The sequence below is a fragment of the Nocardia sp. alder85J genome (assembly GCF_020176955.2).
GTDB lineage: Bacteria > Actinomycetota > Actinomycetes > Mycobacteriales > Mycobacteriaceae > Nocardia.
The window spans coordinates 1,142,292-1,156,548 of sequence record NZ_JAIUCZ020000002.1; the positions used below are offsets into that span (position 1 = coordinate 1,142,292).

17 protein-coding genes are annotated in these 14,257 nt (G+C 69.8%); 12 read left to right on the forward strand and 5 right to left on the reverse strand.

Translation table 11 applies throughout. From position 1 onward, the window contains the following. Nucleotides 1-14: 14 nt before the first annotated feature. Together LBW94_RS11320 and LBW94_RS11325 are read right to left on the reverse strand one after the other, a co-directional pair. Nucleotides 15-353, reverse strand: a complete 339-nt coding sequence (locus tag LBW94_RS11320; protein ID WP_225053739.1) for a hypothetical protein — start codon at nt 351-353, stop codon at nt 15-17. Nucleotides 354-362: 9 nt separating this feature from the next. After that, nucleotides 363-485 carry a hypothetical protein gene (locus LBW94_RS11325; RefSeq protein ID WP_255633582.1) on the reverse strand — a complete coding sequence of 41 codons (123 nt, stop codon included), beginning with the start codon at nt 483-485 and terminating at the stop codon, nt 363-365. Between the two features lie 217 nt (nt 486-702). On the opposite strand from LBW94_RS11325, the gene LBW94_RS11330 reads away from it, so the two are divergent. The 3 genes from LBW94_RS11330 to LBW94_RS11340 all read left to right on the forward strand — a co-directional run bounded on the left by LBW94_RS11330 (nt 703) and on the right by LBW94_RS11340 (nt 3,218). Beyond that, complete coding sequence (locus LBW94_RS11330; protein WP_225053741.1) at nt 703-876, forward strand: hypothetical protein; 174 nt, start codon at nt 703-705, stop codon at nt 874-876. A 605-nt stretch (nt 877-1,481) separates the two neighbouring features. Further along, on the forward strand, nt 1,482-2,507 hold the full coding sequence (locus tag LBW94_RS11335) for a S1 family peptidase (protein WP_225053742.1): 1,026 nt from the start codon (nt 1,482-1,484) through the stop codon (nt 2,505-2,507). A 57-nt stretch (nt 2,508-2,564) separates the two neighbouring features. Then, nucleotides 2,565-3,218: a hypothetical protein gene (locus LBW94_RS11340; RefSeq protein ID WP_225053743.1), complete on the forward strand. Its 654-nt coding sequence runs from the start codon at nt 2,565-2,567 to the stop codon at nt 3,216-3,218. Between the two features lie 131 nt (nt 3,219-3,349). On the opposite strand, the gene efeB is transcribed toward LBW94_RS11340, so the two are convergent. From efeB to efeU (LBW94_RS11355), 3 genes are read right to left on the reverse strand one after another with little or no spacing between them, the layout of a single operon-like run. Continuing rightward, nucleotides 3,350-4,672, reverse strand: a complete 1,323-nt coding sequence (efeB, locus tag LBW94_RS11345) for an iron uptake transporter deferrochelatase/peroxidase subunit (protein WP_225053745.1) — start codon at nt 4,670-4,672, stop codon at nt 3,350-3,352. 33 nt (nt 4,673-4,705) lie between these two features. Continuing rightward, nucleotides 4,706-5,920 carry an iron uptake system protein EfeO gene (efeO, locus tag LBW94_RS11350; RefSeq protein ID WP_225053746.1) on the reverse strand — a complete coding sequence of 405 codons (1,215 nt, stop codon included), beginning with the start codon at nt 5,918-5,920 and terminating at the stop codon, nt 4,706-4,708. Between the two features lie 25 nt (nt 5,921-5,945). Beyond that, entirely contained in the window at nt 5,946-6,863 is a 918-nt protein-coding gene (gene efeU, locus LBW94_RS11355; protein WP_225053748.1) for an iron uptake transporter permease EfeU, read from the reverse strand. 292 nt (nt 6,864-7,155) lie between these two features. Here efeU (LBW94_RS11355) and LBW94_RS11360 point away from each other — a divergent pair, with 292 nt between their 5' ends. The 9 genes from LBW94_RS11360 (at nt 7,156) to LBW94_RS11400 (ending at nt 14,254) form a co-directional block, all read left to right on the forward strand. Further along, nucleotides 7,156-7,320 carry a hypothetical protein gene (locus LBW94_RS11360; RefSeq protein ID WP_225053749.1) on the forward strand — a complete coding sequence of 55 codons (165 nt, stop codon included), beginning with the start codon at nt 7,156-7,158 and terminating at the stop codon, nt 7,318-7,320. Nucleotides 7,321-7,424: 104 nt separating this feature from the next. Further along, nucleotides 7,425-7,898, forward strand: coding sequence for a Dps family protein (locus tag LBW94_RS11365; protein WP_225053751.1), 474 nt, complete (start codon nt 7,425-7,427; stop codon nt 7,896-7,898). A gap of 110 nt (nt 7,899-8,008) precedes the next feature. Then, on the forward strand, nt 8,009-8,356 hold the full coding sequence (locus LBW94_RS11370) for an ArsR/SmtB family transcription factor (protein WP_225053752.1): 348 nt from the start codon (nt 8,009-8,011) through the stop codon (nt 8,354-8,356). Further along, nucleotides 8,353-8,868: an SRPBCC family protein gene (locus LBW94_RS11375; RefSeq protein ID WP_225053754.1), complete on the forward strand. Its 516-nt coding sequence runs from the start codon at nt 8,353-8,355 to the stop codon at nt 8,866-8,868. The genes LBW94_RS11370 and LBW94_RS11375 overlap by 4 nt, the downstream gene beginning before the upstream one ends. 18 nt (nt 8,869-8,886) lie before the next feature. Then, a complete protein-coding gene (locus LBW94_RS11380) occupies nt 8,887-9,468 on the forward strand; it encodes a dihydrofolate reductase family protein (protein WP_225053756.1) in 582 nt (193 codons plus the stop codon). After that, nucleotides 9,461-9,874, forward strand: a complete 414-nt coding sequence (locus LBW94_RS11385; RefSeq protein WP_225053757.1) for a nitroreductase family deazaflavin-dependent oxidoreductase — start codon at nt 9,461-9,463, stop codon at nt 9,872-9,874. Before LBW94_RS11380 ends, LBW94_RS11385 begins: the two co-directional genes overlap by 8 nt. A 99-nt stretch (nt 9,875-9,973) precedes the next feature. After that, nucleotides 9,974-12,031, forward strand: a complete 2,058-nt coding sequence (gene efeU / locus LBW94_RS11390; protein ID WP_225053758.1) for an iron uptake transporter permease EfeU — start codon at nt 9,974-9,976, stop codon at nt 12,029-12,031. 42 nt (nt 12,032-12,073) lie between these two features. Beyond that, nucleotides 12,074-13,306 carry a Dyp-type peroxidase gene (locus LBW94_RS11395; protein WP_225053760.1) on the forward strand — a complete coding sequence of 411 codons (1,233 nt, stop codon included), beginning with the start codon at nt 12,074-12,076 and terminating at the stop codon, nt 13,304-13,306. Nucleotides 13,307-13,441: 135 nt separating this feature from the next. After that, nucleotides 13,442-14,254, forward strand: coding sequence for a DUF6065 family protein (locus LBW94_RS11400; RefSeq protein ID WP_225053761.1), 813 nt, complete (start codon nt 13,442-13,444; stop codon nt 14,252-14,254). Nucleotides 14,255-14,257: the final 3 nt, after the last annotated feature.

Below are 14,257 nucleotides of genomic sequence, written 5' to 3' on the forward strand. Positions count from 1 at the left end.
CGGAGTGCCGTCCGTTACCGCATCGCGGTCGGCGCCGCGGCGGACCGCCGCCGACCGGCGGCCGGTGTGGCGGTGGTCAGTATCGAGGGGCCGGACACTGCGGCAGCGGGCACCGGCGAAGCGGCAGCGGGCACCGGCGAAGCGCCGGAGGTCATGACCGACACCATCGACGCGGTGCGGGTCCTGGTGCGAGGCTGCTCCGGCGGCGTGACCGGCGGCCGGGCGGAGTTCGGGTCGGACGGCTCGCGGAAATGCCGGTGGACCCGGCGCCGGTACCCGGCGGCCAGGACGGCCCACGCGGCGATGGCTGCGACGGCGAGCAGGGCGGCGAGCGAGATCGCGAGGACGAGCACGGCGGCGGCTCAGGCGGCGTCGGCGACGCGGTCGGTACCGGCCTTCCCGGTCATGACCTCGGCCCACCAGTCGTGCAGCGGACTGGGATCGGGCCAGTTCACCACCAGCTCGTCCGCTCGCGGAGTCGTCACGATCGCGGAACTGAATGTGGCGGTGCGGTTTTCGAGGCTCACGAGTGCTGCCTTTCGCCGGGGTCGGTCGGTACGAGCGAGATTCCCCGAATCAGCCCGTTCAAACACCGGAGCGCGGCGCGCCGTCGGCAGTCTCGGCGGCGCTGGTGAGATAGCGGCGCGGTGCCCGTCGCACCGCGAACCGGGCCCCGGCTCCCGCATCCTGCTGAGGTCGCCGGTGAATTTCGATGCCGCGCAATGGGAACCGCTCGCCGACGCGGTCGGCGCGACCGTCGTCGCGGCACCGGTGTGCCCGAGGTTCGCCGACGACCGGGTCGACGGGTCGTCCGGGCCACCGGCCGCCGCCCTCGGCGGACCGTCACCCACTACCGACCCGGCGCCTGTGCGGTGACGTCGCGGTTGACCAGGCCCGGGACCGGGACGGCCCGCCGATCCCGGCGCGTCGCGGGAACACGCCACCGGCGGCGCGGGAACGAACCCTGTAATCCCGCCCACACCAGATCAGCGACCGCACCCCCACCGGATACTGCGAGCGGACGATGATGCCCAGGTCGAGCCGCCGGTAGCAGTGCCGCGGCACCTTGCTTCCGCGCGCCCGGCATCCGCGACCGGGTCGCGCGGACCACCTGCTCCACGGCGGGATTGCCTGCCGCGTCGCATAATTCGGCCGGCTGCCAGGCGAGAGGCGATCTCGCCGAATCGAACGGGCGATGCCGTGCCGGATCGCCACCGGCGACGCCCGGTGCCGATATCGATATCGGCTGCGGTCTTGCCCGCGGTAGTGCACGAGAGGATGATCAATGGGGGCATTGCCGCAGTTCATCGTGTGCGGACCGGCGGCCGTGCAATTGTCGTCCGCAGCAGTCGTGGCGCGGGACAAGGTGCCTGCTTCTCTCCCTCGCGCCCGCTCGGGCGTATCCGCGGCAGTGTCACTGAAGGTTCCGTGCAGACCTTGCCGGTTCAGGATGTCAGGAAAACTCCGACATGAGGAGGGTCATGACCTTATCGGCAGAACAGCTCGAGTTGCACGACCGGATGGTGTCGGCGATGGAGGAGGTCCAAGCCGGGATCCTGGCTCTGGAGCCGGTGCGCGGCATCGGTGTCGGGTTGCGCAAGGAGAACGGCAGGCTGACCGACGAGCTCGCGATCATCATCTATCTGCGCGGCGACGCCGGCGACCTGGCGCACCGCTTGCCGACGACGATTCGGGACTACCCCGTCGCGGTGCAGGAGGCGGACTTCCAGCCGCAGGCGGTGGCCACCGAGAAGCGAGCGCTGGCCAAGGCCGACACGAAGCGCTACAACCCGCTGCTCGGCGGAATCAGCATGGCCCCCAGCCGGTTGGAGGACGGTGCCGGAACGCTCGGCCTGATGGTCCGGGGCAACTACGCCCATGAGGAAGCCATGATGCTGAGCAACTACCACGTCATGTGCTTGAAGGACGGCTTGGCCCAGCCCGGCGACGAGATGTGCCAGGAAGCGCGCAGCGACAACACGATCGGGTGGTGCGGAAACTGTGCGGAACTGCGGCGCTGGTTCGTCGGCAACGTCCCCATCGCGAGCAAGGAATACGGTGTCGACGCGGCGGTAGCGGTCAAGACGGCACGCGATGCGCTGATCAGCGAAGTGGTGTCGATCGGCAAGCTGCTGGGTGCCGGCGAACCCGCGGTCGGCATGGCGGTCCGGAAACGGGGCCGCACCACCGAATTGACCAGCGGCCGGATCCAGTCGATCTCGGCGTCGATCCGGGAGTCCGTCGGCCCGCCGTACGGCGAGGTGATCATGTCGAACCAGATCACCGTCGTCGGCGATACCGGACCGTTCACGGCCGGTGGCGACAGCGGGTCGGTCTATGTGAACCCCGCCGCCAACAAGGTGGTCGGCCTGCACTGGGGTTCCACGACCACCGACGGTGATTCGGTGGGCAACCACATCAGCGCGGTCGTCGCGGCGCTGAACATCTCGATACCGAGCGCGCCGGGGGATGTCGTCCGTGCGGCCGAGGAGCCCGGGCCGACCTAGAACTCACCGGTGCGGTTGTTTTCCGTTCTTTCGCTACTCGGATACAGGAGGATCGAAATGACGAATTTGATAACCCGCCAGACCGAGGTCTTCTACACCGATCCCTGGCCCCCGGTCGTCTACCCGCTCGAGGGCGCGGCCGAGGAGTCCTTCTCGATCGAGGTCTCGGGATTGGGGCAGCTGACCGGTCTCTCCTACACCGTTCCCGCGCACGCCTCCGGGACGATCAAGGCGAATCTCCAGATATCCGCCCTGACCAGCGAGGATGTCAAGAACCTGAACGCTCTTGCCCTCTCGATGCTGAGTGCCTCCGTGCAGGAGACGGTGCGTGAGCAGACGAAGACCTCGACCAGCGCGGAACTGACGCTGTGGACCTGGTTCTTCGGGAACGCCAAGGGGTCGGCATCCTATGAATCGACCTACGAGTCGATGCGATCGATGGGGCTGACGACCGACCAGATCACCAAGTTGATGGAGGCATTTCTCGACCGCGCGTCGAAGATGTCCACGGTGGAGATCAACTTCTTCATCAACAACCTGGAAAACGATTATTCGGTGTCCGGTGATCTGTACCTGTACACGGTCTCCGGGACGGTGAAGACCCAGAAGTCCACTCAGCAATATCGAATGCTGGCCGACCAGGCCGCCGCGGGTGGACCCCCGCCGACCGGCGGTGGCGCACCGTCGACGGGCAATATCATCAAGTTGTGAGTCCGTACGGATGAACTGTGGTGCCGGACGGATCCGGCTCGGCGGTCGCCATCGAACGCGGTGGGACGACCGCGGATTCGAACGGCCGGCACCACGGCCACGCGACCGGCCGGATCGTCGCGGACCGCTGCTCACGCCTCGAACAGCCGCTGCCCCCACCAGTCGTCGGCGCCGAGACCCGGCGGGCAGGCGTACAGGGCCGATCCGGTGTGGGTGATGTACTCCATCATCGCGTCCTTGGCCGCCAGCGCGCGCTGCATGGGCACGAACTGGTTGCCCGCGTTGCGGCAGTAGGCGAGAAAGAACAGGCCCGCGTCGAGGTGGCCGAAGCCGTCGGAACCGTCGGTGAAGTTGTAGCCGCGCCGCAGGATCTGCACCCCGCCGAGATTGTCGGGGTGGGCCAGCCGCACGTGCGCGGTCTTCGGGATCACCGGCGACCCGCTCGAGGTCATCACGAAATCGGGCTTGTCGAATTCCTTGTCCTTGCCCAGCGGCGCCCCGTCGCCCTTGCTGCGGCCGATCACCGCCTCCTGCTCCGACAGCGCCGACCGGTCCCAGGGCTCGATGTCCATCCGGATCCGCCGGGCCACCAGATAGCTTCCGCCGGTGAGCCATTGGGCGTCGGCGGGATTGTCCTCCGGCGCCACCCACACGAACCGGTCGAGCAGATCGGTCTGCTCGGCGGTCAGATTCGCGGTGCCGTCCTTGAACCCGAACATGTTGCGCGGGGTCTGCTGGCTGCGGCTGGTGCTGGAGGTGCGCCCGAACCCCAGCTGCGACCAGCGGACACTGACCACGCCGAAACCCATCCGCGCGAGATTGCGGATCGCGTGCACCGCCACTTGCGGATCGTCGGAGCAGGCCTGGATGCACAGATCGCCGTCGCTGCGGGCGGTCTCGAGCGCGTCCTTGGCGAAGGCGGGCAGTTCCACCAGCGCCTCGGGCCGGTGCCGGGCCAGCCCGAAGCGGTCCTTGCGGCCGGGCGTCACCGGGGTCGGGCCGAACAGGCCGGGCCCGAAACCGATGGTCAGTGTCAGCGCGGCCGGTGAAAGGCCAAGGGCCTCACCGGTATCCGGCGGTGGCAGATAGCGGCCGTGGCCGACCGCGCCGCCGTCGACGGTCTCCGCCCCGCGCGTCATCCGCTCCGCGGCGGCGGTCCAGCGCTTCAGCAGGTCGACCAGTTCGGCGCGGGAATCGGTGACCACGTCGAAGGACGCGAAGTGCAACCGGTCCTGGACGGGGGTGACGATGCCGGCCTGGCGCGTGCCCCGGAAGGGGACGATGCGGTCGCCGGTCGCCGCCGCACCGTCCACATGCCCGCTGTCGGTGATGGTGGCGCCGGCGGCCACCCCCGCCACGACCCCCGCTCCCGCGGCCGCGCCGCCCAGCAAGGCCCGGCGGGACAGTCTGCGCCACTGCGGCGGGCGCGCGGCGGCTGCGGATTCGTCGGTCATAGCGGGGTCCGTTCTCGTGGTGCGGGTGCGGTGCTACTGTCCCAGGACCAGATCCGGGACCTGCGACAGGCTGGCCGACAGGGCGTCGATCTTGTCGGACAGATCCTTGCGCTGCGGCGCGGTGACGGCGGTGTAGGCGAGGTAGCCGTCACCCTGGCGGTACTGGTTGATACCGTCGCGCACCGCCTGGAACTGGCTGGTGATCTTGTCCATCAGCGTCGGGTTCTTCGCCGAGATCATCGGCTGCAGATCGGCGATCAGCGTCTCGGAACCGTCGATGTTGGCGGCGAAATCCCACAGGTCGGTGTGCGAGTAGCGGTCCTCCTCGCCGCCGACCTTCGTGCGGGCGATCTCGTCGACCAGCGCCTGCGGGCCCTTCACGAAACTCTGGTGCTCGAAGGTGAACTCGGACTTCTTGACCTCGTCGCGCAGCGCGGTGACGTTCTTCAGCAGCGTGTCCGCCTCGGCGGAGATCGCGTCCTTGGTGTCGGTCTTGGTGTTGTCGAGGTCGGACTTGGTGATGTCGTCGCCCTTGTCACCGACCCGCGCCGGCGCCGGCGGCCACAGGAACCGCTCGATACGGTGGAAGCCGGTGAACGGCTGCTTGCCGTCCTCGGTGTCGTCCCAGCGCATGTCGATGGCCGGATCCAGATCGGCGAACGACTCGGCGACCGGCTCCACCCGCTCGTAGAAGGTGCGGGTCAGCCCGAACTGGTTGCGCGCGGCGTTCAGATCACCGGACTTCACCGCCGCCACGAACGTGGTGGTCTGCGCGACCAGGCCGTCCAGTTGCCCGCGCACGTAGTCGAGGTAGCGCGCGTTGGCCTGCTCCACATCGGCGGGCACATCGGACTTGGCCTTCTGCGAACCGGAGACCGTCAACCCCTGGCGGATCCCGTTGCCCACCATGCCCGGCTTGCACGCCGTGTCGTACTCGCCGGGATCGGAGACGTCGACCACCAGCTTGCCGGTGACGCCGGGGCCGATGTTCTCGACCTCGCCGAGCACCCGGTTGTTCTTGGCGTACATGTAGAACTCGGTGACCTTCGAGCCGTTGTTGGTGACGTTGAACACCACCTGACCCGTAGACGCGGTCGCGGCGCTGAGGTGGCACTCGGAGTCGGTGGATGTCACCGCGATGGCGCCGGAACCCGAGTCGGATTTCGACGTGCACGCCACCAGTGCCAGCGGTGTGGACACCAGCACTCCGGCGACGAGGCACCTCCGGCGCGAGAACTTCGGTTTCACTGTGTTTCCTTTCATCCACCGGCCGTCACGAGGCCGGAGTTCCGTCCGCAGAGCCGACCGGAACGGTGTGCGCGGTCGTCCCCACGGGCGCGGCGGCCGGTCGGCGGCGCGGGCGCAGGAACAGCGCCAGCACCACCATCAGGTAGACCGCCCAGCAGACCAGCTGCAGCACCGTCGGATCCGGGCGAAGATTGAACAGGCCCGCCAATGTCGTGCCGTACCAGGAGGATTGGTCGTAATGCGCACTGGCGTCGAAGGCGAGCGTGTTGTTGCCGGGCAGCCAGGCGACCATCTGCAACGCGCGCACGCCGTAGCCGAGGATGCCCGCGGCCACCAGCACCAGCAGCGCGCCGGTGTAGGTGAAGAAGGTGGCGAGATTGATCCGGACCGCCCCGAAGTACAGGGCGATGGTCACCACCACCGCCAGCACGATGCCCAGCAGCAGCCCCAGCAGCGGCCAGCTGCTGCCGGAGGTGTTCTCGGCGTAGCCGACCATCAGCAGCGCCGTCTCCACCCCCTCGCGTCCGACCGCCAGGAACGCCAGCGACAGCACCGCGAAGCCGCCCATCTCGACCGCGTCGGCCAGGCCGCGCCGCAGGTCCGAGGAGATGTGCGCGGCCGCGCCGCGCATCCACAGCACCATGCCGGTGACCACGCACACCGCGACCAGCGAGGCCACTCCGGCCACCGCCTCCGCGAACAGGCCGCTGATCGTCGAAGTGCCATAATGGATTCCGGCGAAGATGGCCAGCACCATGAGCACCGCGACCGCGACGCCGGACCACAGCCACCGAAGTTGGTCGCGGCGATCGGATTTCACCAGGAAGGCCGCCAGGATCATCACCACGATGCCCGTTTCCAGGCCCTCGCGCAGTCCGATCAGCCCGCTGCCGAACAGCTGCGTCGCCACCGTGGGCGTCGACAGAGCGAGATACACGCCCACATCACCTCGATCCGATCACGACCGCGGACGGGATGTCGCGGCGCCTACTAAGGGTAGGCAATCCTTGTTTAACACTGAGAACACCCGCAAGGCAAGCTGAGAATCCCCTGAATATCCGCGAATCGATGTGGGGCGACCCCCGCGCACCGGACTCCGGCCTGCCGTCGGCCTCTGATCGATAGTGCCCGGTGGCTCTCCGAGAATTTCTACAGCAAACGTCGAAGATGTGCCAGACGCCGGACCGGCGGTGGCGCTGGCCGTCACCGGCCGCGAACTGCACCGCGCCTGACCGGTGCCGCGCCGGGTCGCCGCGCTGCTCACCACCGCGCCCGGCCCCCGCCGCACCCGCTGGATCGTCCTGGCCGTCCTGCTCGTCCTGGCGTTCGCGGTGTCCACCGGCCTGCACGCGGTCTACGACCTGCACATCCTGTTCGAGGGGGCGACCCACCCGCGCTGACCGCCCGATTCGCCGGGCACACCGCCGAATTCGCCGCCGGCCGATAGTTCCGGGCCGCAGCGGGTAGCTCCTGTGCAGAGGCCACGACAACGAAGGAGGCGGACATGGCTCACCCCATCACCACCGAACTCGATCAGGAGCAGCAGCGGCTGGCCGGTGACGCGTTGCGCGACACCGTCATCGATCTGACCGATCTCGCGCTGATCGGAAAACAGGCGCACTGGAACGTGATCGGGCCCAGGTTCCGGTCGCTGCACCTGGCACTGGACGAATTGGTCGACGCGGCAAGGGAGTTCACCGACGCGGCGGCCGAGCGGGCGACCGCGGTCGGCGTGAGCCCGGACGGGCGGGTCCGCGCGGTCGCGGACCGGTCGGGCATCGACGCCTTCCCGGCGGGCTGGCAGCGCGACGACGACGTCAGCTTCACCATCGCCGCCGATCTGGCCATCGTGATCCGGCGGCTGCGCCGGCGCATCGAGGTCACCGACAAGGCCGATCCGGTCACGCAGGACCTGCTGATCGAGATCACCGCGCGGCTGGAACAGCTGCACTGGATGTGGGAGGCGCAGTCGGCCTGAGGTCCGGTGTCCGGGGGCGCGATTCGTCGCGCCCCCGGCCGCTCTTTTTTACGCCCGAACATTCAACCTTTCGGTTGACAATCGACCGGCCCCCTGGCATATTCAACCTTGTGGTTGAGGATTCGCCGGAACGGCTGGACGCGATCTTCCACGCACTGTCGGACCCGACCCGCCGCAGCATGTTGCGCATGCTCGCCGGCGGGGAGCGATCGGTCGGCGAGCTGGCGGCCCCGTTCGCGGTGTCGCTGGCGGCGGCGTCGAAGCACATCAAGGTGCTCGAACGCGCCGGCATGGTGCGCAGATTCGTGCACGGCCGCACCCATACCTGCGTGCTGGACGCCACCCCGCTGCGCGACGGCGTCGCCTGGATGCGCCGTTACGAGCGGTTCTGGAACGACCGGCTCGACGCACTCGAAGCGGCCCTGGCGGCCGACGACCCGGAAGAGGAACGACGATGAGCGAATACGGCACCCTGGTCACCCCGGACACCGTGCGCATCGAACGGGAGGTGCGCGGCCCGATCGAACGGGTCTGGGCCTTCCTCACCGAGCCCGGCAAACGCCGCACCTGGCTGGCCGGTGGCGAGGTCGAACCGTGCGTCGGCGGCACGGTGGCGCACGTGTTCCGCAATGCGGAGCTCACCGGGGAGCCACGCGGCCCGGTCGACGAACACCTGATGCCGACCACCATCCTGGCCTGGGATCCGCCGCGCCTGCTGACCCACACCTGGGAGGACGGCTCCGAGGTGACCTTCGAACTCACCCCGGTCGGCGATCGGGTCCGGCTGGTGGTCACCCATCGCCGGATCGCCGGTCCCGCCGGTGTCCTGAACTACAGCGCGGGCTGGCACGCCCATCTGGACCTGCTGGCCGATCGGCTGGCCGGGCGCACCCCGCCCTATTTCGACGATGCCATGGCCGAGCTGCGGGACCGGTACGCGGCCCGTCTCGGTCACACCCAGCTCCGATGACAGTGGGAGACAACGACAATGCGTAAACTCATCGCCGCCTTCAAGATCTCCGCCGACGGCCGGACCGAAGGCGCGCAACGCTATGCGGACTGGGTGACGGGCTGGTCCGACGACTACGGCCTGACCCCGCAGGTGGACGCGTGCGTACTCGGCGGCGGCATGTTCCCCGGCTACGAACAGTACTGGACCGGCATCCTGGCCCACCCCGCCGAGCCCACCCCGCAGACCGGCCTGGTGCCCACCCCCGGCGAACTGGAGTGGGCCCGGATCGCCCCGGGCATACCGCATTACGTGGTCTCTTCCACCCTCACCGAGACGACCTGGCCGAACACCCGGATCCTGCCCGGTCTGGACGATCTCGCGGCACTGAAGCGGGAATCCGGCAAGGACATCTACCTGATGGGCGGCGCCCGGATCGCCGCGGCCGCCCTCGACGCCGGGCTGGTCGACGAACTGCGGCTGATCGTCTACCCCCTGATCGTGGGCCCGGGCACGGGCCTGTTCACGACGGTGGAGAAGCGGCGCGCACTCCAACTGCGCAGCCTCGAGCAGCGGCCGGACGGCAACTTCGGACTGGTCTACGGTATAGGTCGTGACTGACTTCGACAGCGGGATCGTCGCGGCGTTCCGGGCCGGCGGCGGCCGGGTGGAGGGCGTACTGGGCGGGGCCCCGATGCTGCTGCTGCACCACGTCGGCGCCCGCTCCGGCCGCGAGCGCATCACCCCGCTGGCCTACTTCCCCAGGGCCGACGGCAGTTTCGCGATCGTCGCCTCCAACGGCGGCGCGTCCCGGCATCCGGGCTGGTACCACAACCTGCGGGCGAATCCGGACGTCACCGTCGAGGTCGGCGCCGACACCGTTCCCGTCCGGGCCGAGGTGCTGACCGGCGCCGCCCGCGAACCGCTCTGGTCCACGCTGCTGTCCCTGTCCCCCGCGCTCGCCGGATTCACCCGCCGCACCGACCGGGTCATCCCGTTGGTGGTGTTGCACCGCCTCGGTGCGTGACACTCCGATCGGCGTCAGCCGGCGGCCGTCCGCTACTGTCGCACCTGTTTCTGGAACCCCTGCTGGACCTGGGATAAAGGTGTGCCTTACCTTATTGAGGTGAGCTGGGCCGAAGCTGTTCCGAATCTGCTGATCTGCCTTCGAGAGGGTCTCGAGGCGGGTCTCGTCGTCACCATCCTGCTGGCGGCCGCGCACAAGGTGTCCTCGCCGGGCCGGCCGGTGTCGACCGCGCCGGTGTGGCTGGGCCTGCTGGGCGCGGTGTCGCTGGCCGGCAGTTTCGCTGCCGTGCTGACCTATTCCACCAGCGTGCTGTCCAGTTCCGGGCAGCAGGCGGTCGGCGGTGTGCTCAGCGTGCTGGCCGTGGGCCTGGTCACCGCGATGGTGTTCTGGATGCGGCGCACGGGCGCGTCGCTGTCGCGGCAGCTGCGCGGGGAGGTGGCGCGTGCGGCCGCGATCGGCGCCGGTGCGCTGGCGATCACGGCCTTCCTCGCCGTCGGCCGCGAGGGCCTGGAAACCACGCTGTTCGTCTGGACGGCCGTCAAGGCCTCCGGCGCCACCGCCGCACCGCTGCTGGGTGCGGTGCTCGGGCTGATCGTGGCGGTGGCGGTGTGCTGGTTGCTGTATCGCCAGGCCGTACGGCTCAACCTCGGGGTGTTCTTCAACCGCACCGCGCTGGTGCTGATCGTCATCGCCGCCGGGGTGCTGTCCTACGGCCTCGGCGACCTCCAGGACGCGAACATCCTGCCGGGCGCGCACTGGGTGGCCTTCGACCTGACCGCGCACCTCGACCCGAACTCCTGGTGGGTCTCGATCATCACCGGCGTCACCGAGCTGTCGCCGAAGATGACCGTGCTCCAGGTGGTGGCCTGGGCGGTCTACCTCGTGGTGGTGATCCCGCTGTTCGTCCGCGCCGGTGGCGGCGCCCCCGCTCCGGCGGCGGCCGAGCCCGCCGCCGCGGCCCGGCCGGACTGGTGGGAGCGGGTCGCCGGACCCCGGCCGCGGCTGGTGGCCGGGGTGCTGGTGCTGGTCCCGGTGCTGGCCGCGGGCCTGGCCATCGCGCTGCTGCCCTCCGGCAGCGCGGGTTCGGTCCAGGCGGTGTCGATCACCGACAGCGCGTGCGCCCCGGAATGGTCGTCCGGGCACACCGGTTCGCAGACCTTCGCGGTGCACAACACCACCGCGAAGGCCGGGGAGATCTACCTGCTCGACGGCGCCGGCGGGGTGGCCGGCGAGATCGAGACCATCGGTCCCGCCACCACCGCGCAGCTGACCGCCACCCTGAACAGCGGCGCCTACACCGTTCGCTGCCTGATGTCGGGCAAGCCCGCGGCGTCCTCGCGCACGGTGCAGGTCACCGGCGGCGCGGCCACCGCCCCGGCGGCGGTGACACCGGTCTCCACCGACGACCTGACCCCGCCGAACAACGCCTACCAGACCTACGCGGCCGCGGCGCTGACCCGGGTGGCCGCCGCGACCGCCGCCGTCGGCCGCGATCTGCGCGCGCGCAACATCGCTGCCGCGCAAGCGAATTGGCTGACCGCACAGCAGGAGTGGGAACGAGTCGGCGCTTCCTACAACAGTTTCGGCGACGCGGGCACCGCGGTCGACGGCCTGCCCGGCGGATTGCCCGGCGGCGTCGCCGATCCCGGCTTCACCGGGCTGCACCGGCTGGAATACGGGCTGTGGCACGGCCAGTCCCCGGACCAGTTGGCGCCGATCGCCGACCAGCTGGGCGCCGATCTCGCCACCGTGCAGAAGAAGCTGAGCGACACCGATCTGGCCGGTGATCCGTCCAACCTGCCGATCCGGGCCCACGAGATCCTGGAAGACGCACTGCGCGACCATTTCTCGGGCATGGACGACGAGGGTTCCGGCGCCGCCTATCCGCTGACCCAGGCCGATGTCGAGGTCACCGCCACCGTACTCGACCAACTGGGCCCGCTGCTCGATCAGCGCGCGCCGACGCTGCGCGCCACCCTGCGCACCCGGCTGGACGCGCTGCACGACGCGCTGCTGGCCACCCGCGACGGCGGTCGCTGGCGGGCGCCCGGACAGACCCCGGCGGCAGCCCGGCAGGCCGTCACCGCCGCGCTCGGCGCCGCGCTCGAGGCCCTGGCCAGGGTGCCGCGGCTGCTGGAAGTGCCGCTCGCCCACTGACACCCGCTCCCACTCCGACGACACCACAGGTCAGGACCCACGATGAATGTCAGCCGCCGCAGCTTCCTCTCCGGCGCCGCCGCGGGCGCGGCCGGAACCGCCCTCACCGCGGGTGTGCTCGCCGAGGGCGCCCGGGTGGACGCCGCCGCGGCGACCACCGGCGGGCCCGTGGCGGCGCCGTCGTATCCCTTCCACGGCGTGCATCAGGCCGGTGTGCTCACCCCCGGCCCGGCCGACAAACAGAACGCCTCCTGCTTCGCCGCCTTCGACGTCACCGCCGCGCGCGGTGACCTCGCCGATCTGCTGAAGACCCTCACCGGCCGGGCCCGGTTCCTCACCGCCGGTGGCGCTCCGGCCGATCTCGGCCTCGGCGAACCGCCGTCCGACAGCGCCGTGCTCGGGCCCGAGGTCCCCGCCGACGGGCTCACGATCACCGCCGGTGTCGGGGCGAGCCTGTTCGACGACCGGTTCGGCCTGGCGGCCCGCAAACCGGCCCGGCTCACGCCGATGCGGATCTTCCCCGACGACGCTCCCGACCCGGCCTGGCTGCACGGCGACGTCCTGCTGCAACTGTGCGCCCACCACCCCGACACCGTGCACCACGCGATCCGCGACATCACCCGGCAGACGCGTGGGGCATTGCAACTGCGCTGGAAGATCGAGGGCTACAACTCCCCGCCGCGCCCGTCCGGCACCGGCCGTAACCTGCTGGGATTCAAGGACGGCACGGCCAACCCCACCGGCGGCACCGCCACCTCACTGGTATGGACCGACGGCCCCGACGAACCGGCGTGGACCCGCGGCGGCACCTATCAGGTGGTCCGGTTGATCCGCATGCTGGTCGAATTCTGGGATCGCGTCTCGACCAACGAGCAGGAGAACATGTTCGGCCGCCGCCGCGACTCCGGTGCGCCGCTGGACGGCAACAACGAATTCGACACCCCCGACTACGCCGCCGACCCGCAGGGTTCGGTCATCCCGCTCACCTCGCACATCCGGCTGGCCAATCCGCGCACCCCGGACACGGCCGACCAGCAGCTGATCCGCCGCTCCTACAACTACGACCTCGGCGTCGACCCCAACGGCAACCTGGCCACCGGGCACATCTTCACCTGTTTCCAGCAGGATGTGCGGCGCCAGTTCGAGGCCATCCAGACCCGGCTGGCCGGGGAGCCGCTCACCGACTACGTCCAGCCGTTCGGCGGTGGCTATTTCTTCGTCCTCCCCGGCGTCACCGACACCGCCGACTGGTACGGCCGCGCGCTGCTGAGCTGACGGAAAATCGGGGTAATCGGCGGCGGCCGGGCGCGCTCGCGTCGTATGCTGCGAACGGCGCCGGGGACATCCAGCGATACGGGCGGTGCGGAGCACTGCGAGGGTATCCGCGGCAATCTGATTCGGGGCGTGGACATGAGCAGCGAATCCGGCGGCGACACGTATCGGCTGATCGGATTCCGGCTGCACGAGGGCGCGCCGCCGATGAGCCCGGCGCCGATCACCCGCGACTGGATGACGGCGACCAGGGGTGGCTGGGCCAATCGGTGCCTGCCGATGCTCATCGCCAATCAGAGCGGCTGGGTGGTGCACAACACCCGCGCGTTCGGTGCGGTGTGGCTCGGTGACGAGACGCCGGCCAGTGTCAGCGTGCGGCCGGAGCCGGGCCCCGAGGGACTGCTGCCGATCAGTCACTTCGGGTACGGCATCCTGACCTGGCACATCCCGATCGTGTTCCGCACGCCGCCGGGATGGAACCTGTTGGTGCGCGGCCCGGCCAACCATCCGAAGGACGCGCTGTACCCGCTCGAGGGGCTGGTCGAAACCGATTGGTCCAGTGCGGGTTTCACCATGAACTGGAAGTTCACCCGGCCGCTGACGCCGGTGCGGTTCGAACCCGGCGAACCGATCTGCATGATCGTCCCGCAGCGCCGCGCCGAACTGGAGCAGTTCGTCCCGGAGCTGCGGCCGATCGAATCCGCGGAGGGGCTGCGGCTCAAACACGAGCATTGGCGGGGCTCGCGGGCCGACTTCATGCAGGGCGACCGCGAAACCGCCTCCGGCCGCCCGACCTGGCAGGGCGACTACGCCCGCGGCCGGCACTCCGACGGCGAGGCGGCGAATCAGGACCACCGGATGCGGTTGCACCTGCGGCCTTTCGCCGACCGGGCGCGACCGGACCAGCGACTTTCCCACGGGCCCTTCGCCTTCGAGGCGCCGGACGGGTGATGA

Excerpts from the sequence above, each read along its gene's own strand:
- LBW94_RS11335 (WP_225053742.1), top strand. The coding sequence starts at position 1,482 with ATGACCTTATCGGCAGAACAGCTCGAGTTGCACGACCGGATGGTGTCG.
- LBW94_RS11340 (WP_225053743.1), top strand. The coding sequence starts at position 2,565 with ATGACGAATTTGATAACCCGCCAGACCGAGGTCTTCTACACCGATCCC.
- efeB (WP_225053745.1), bottom strand. The coding sequence starts at position 4,672 with ATGACCGACGAATCCGCAGCCGCCGCGCGCCCGCCGCAGTGGCGCAGA.
- LBW94_RS11365 (WP_225053751.1), top strand. The coding sequence starts at position 7,425 with ATGGCTCACCCCATCACCACCGAACTCGATCAGGAGCAGCAGCGGCTG.
- LBW94_RS11375 (WP_225053754.1), top strand. The coding sequence starts at position 8,353 with ATGAGCGAATACGGCACCCTGGTCACCCCGGACACCGTGCGCATCGAA.
- LBW94_RS11380 (WP_225053756.1), top strand. The coding sequence starts at position 8,887 with ATGCGTAAACTCATCGCCGCCTTCAAGATCTCCGCCGACGGCCGGACC.
- LBW94_RS11395 (WP_225053760.1), top strand. The coding sequence starts at position 12,074 with ATGAATGTCAGCCGCCGCAGCTTCCTCTCCGGCGCCGCCGCGGGCGCG.
- LBW94_RS11400 (WP_225053761.1), top strand. The coding sequence starts at position 13,442 with ATGAGCAGCGAATCCGGCGGCGACACGTATCGGCTGATCGGATTCCGG.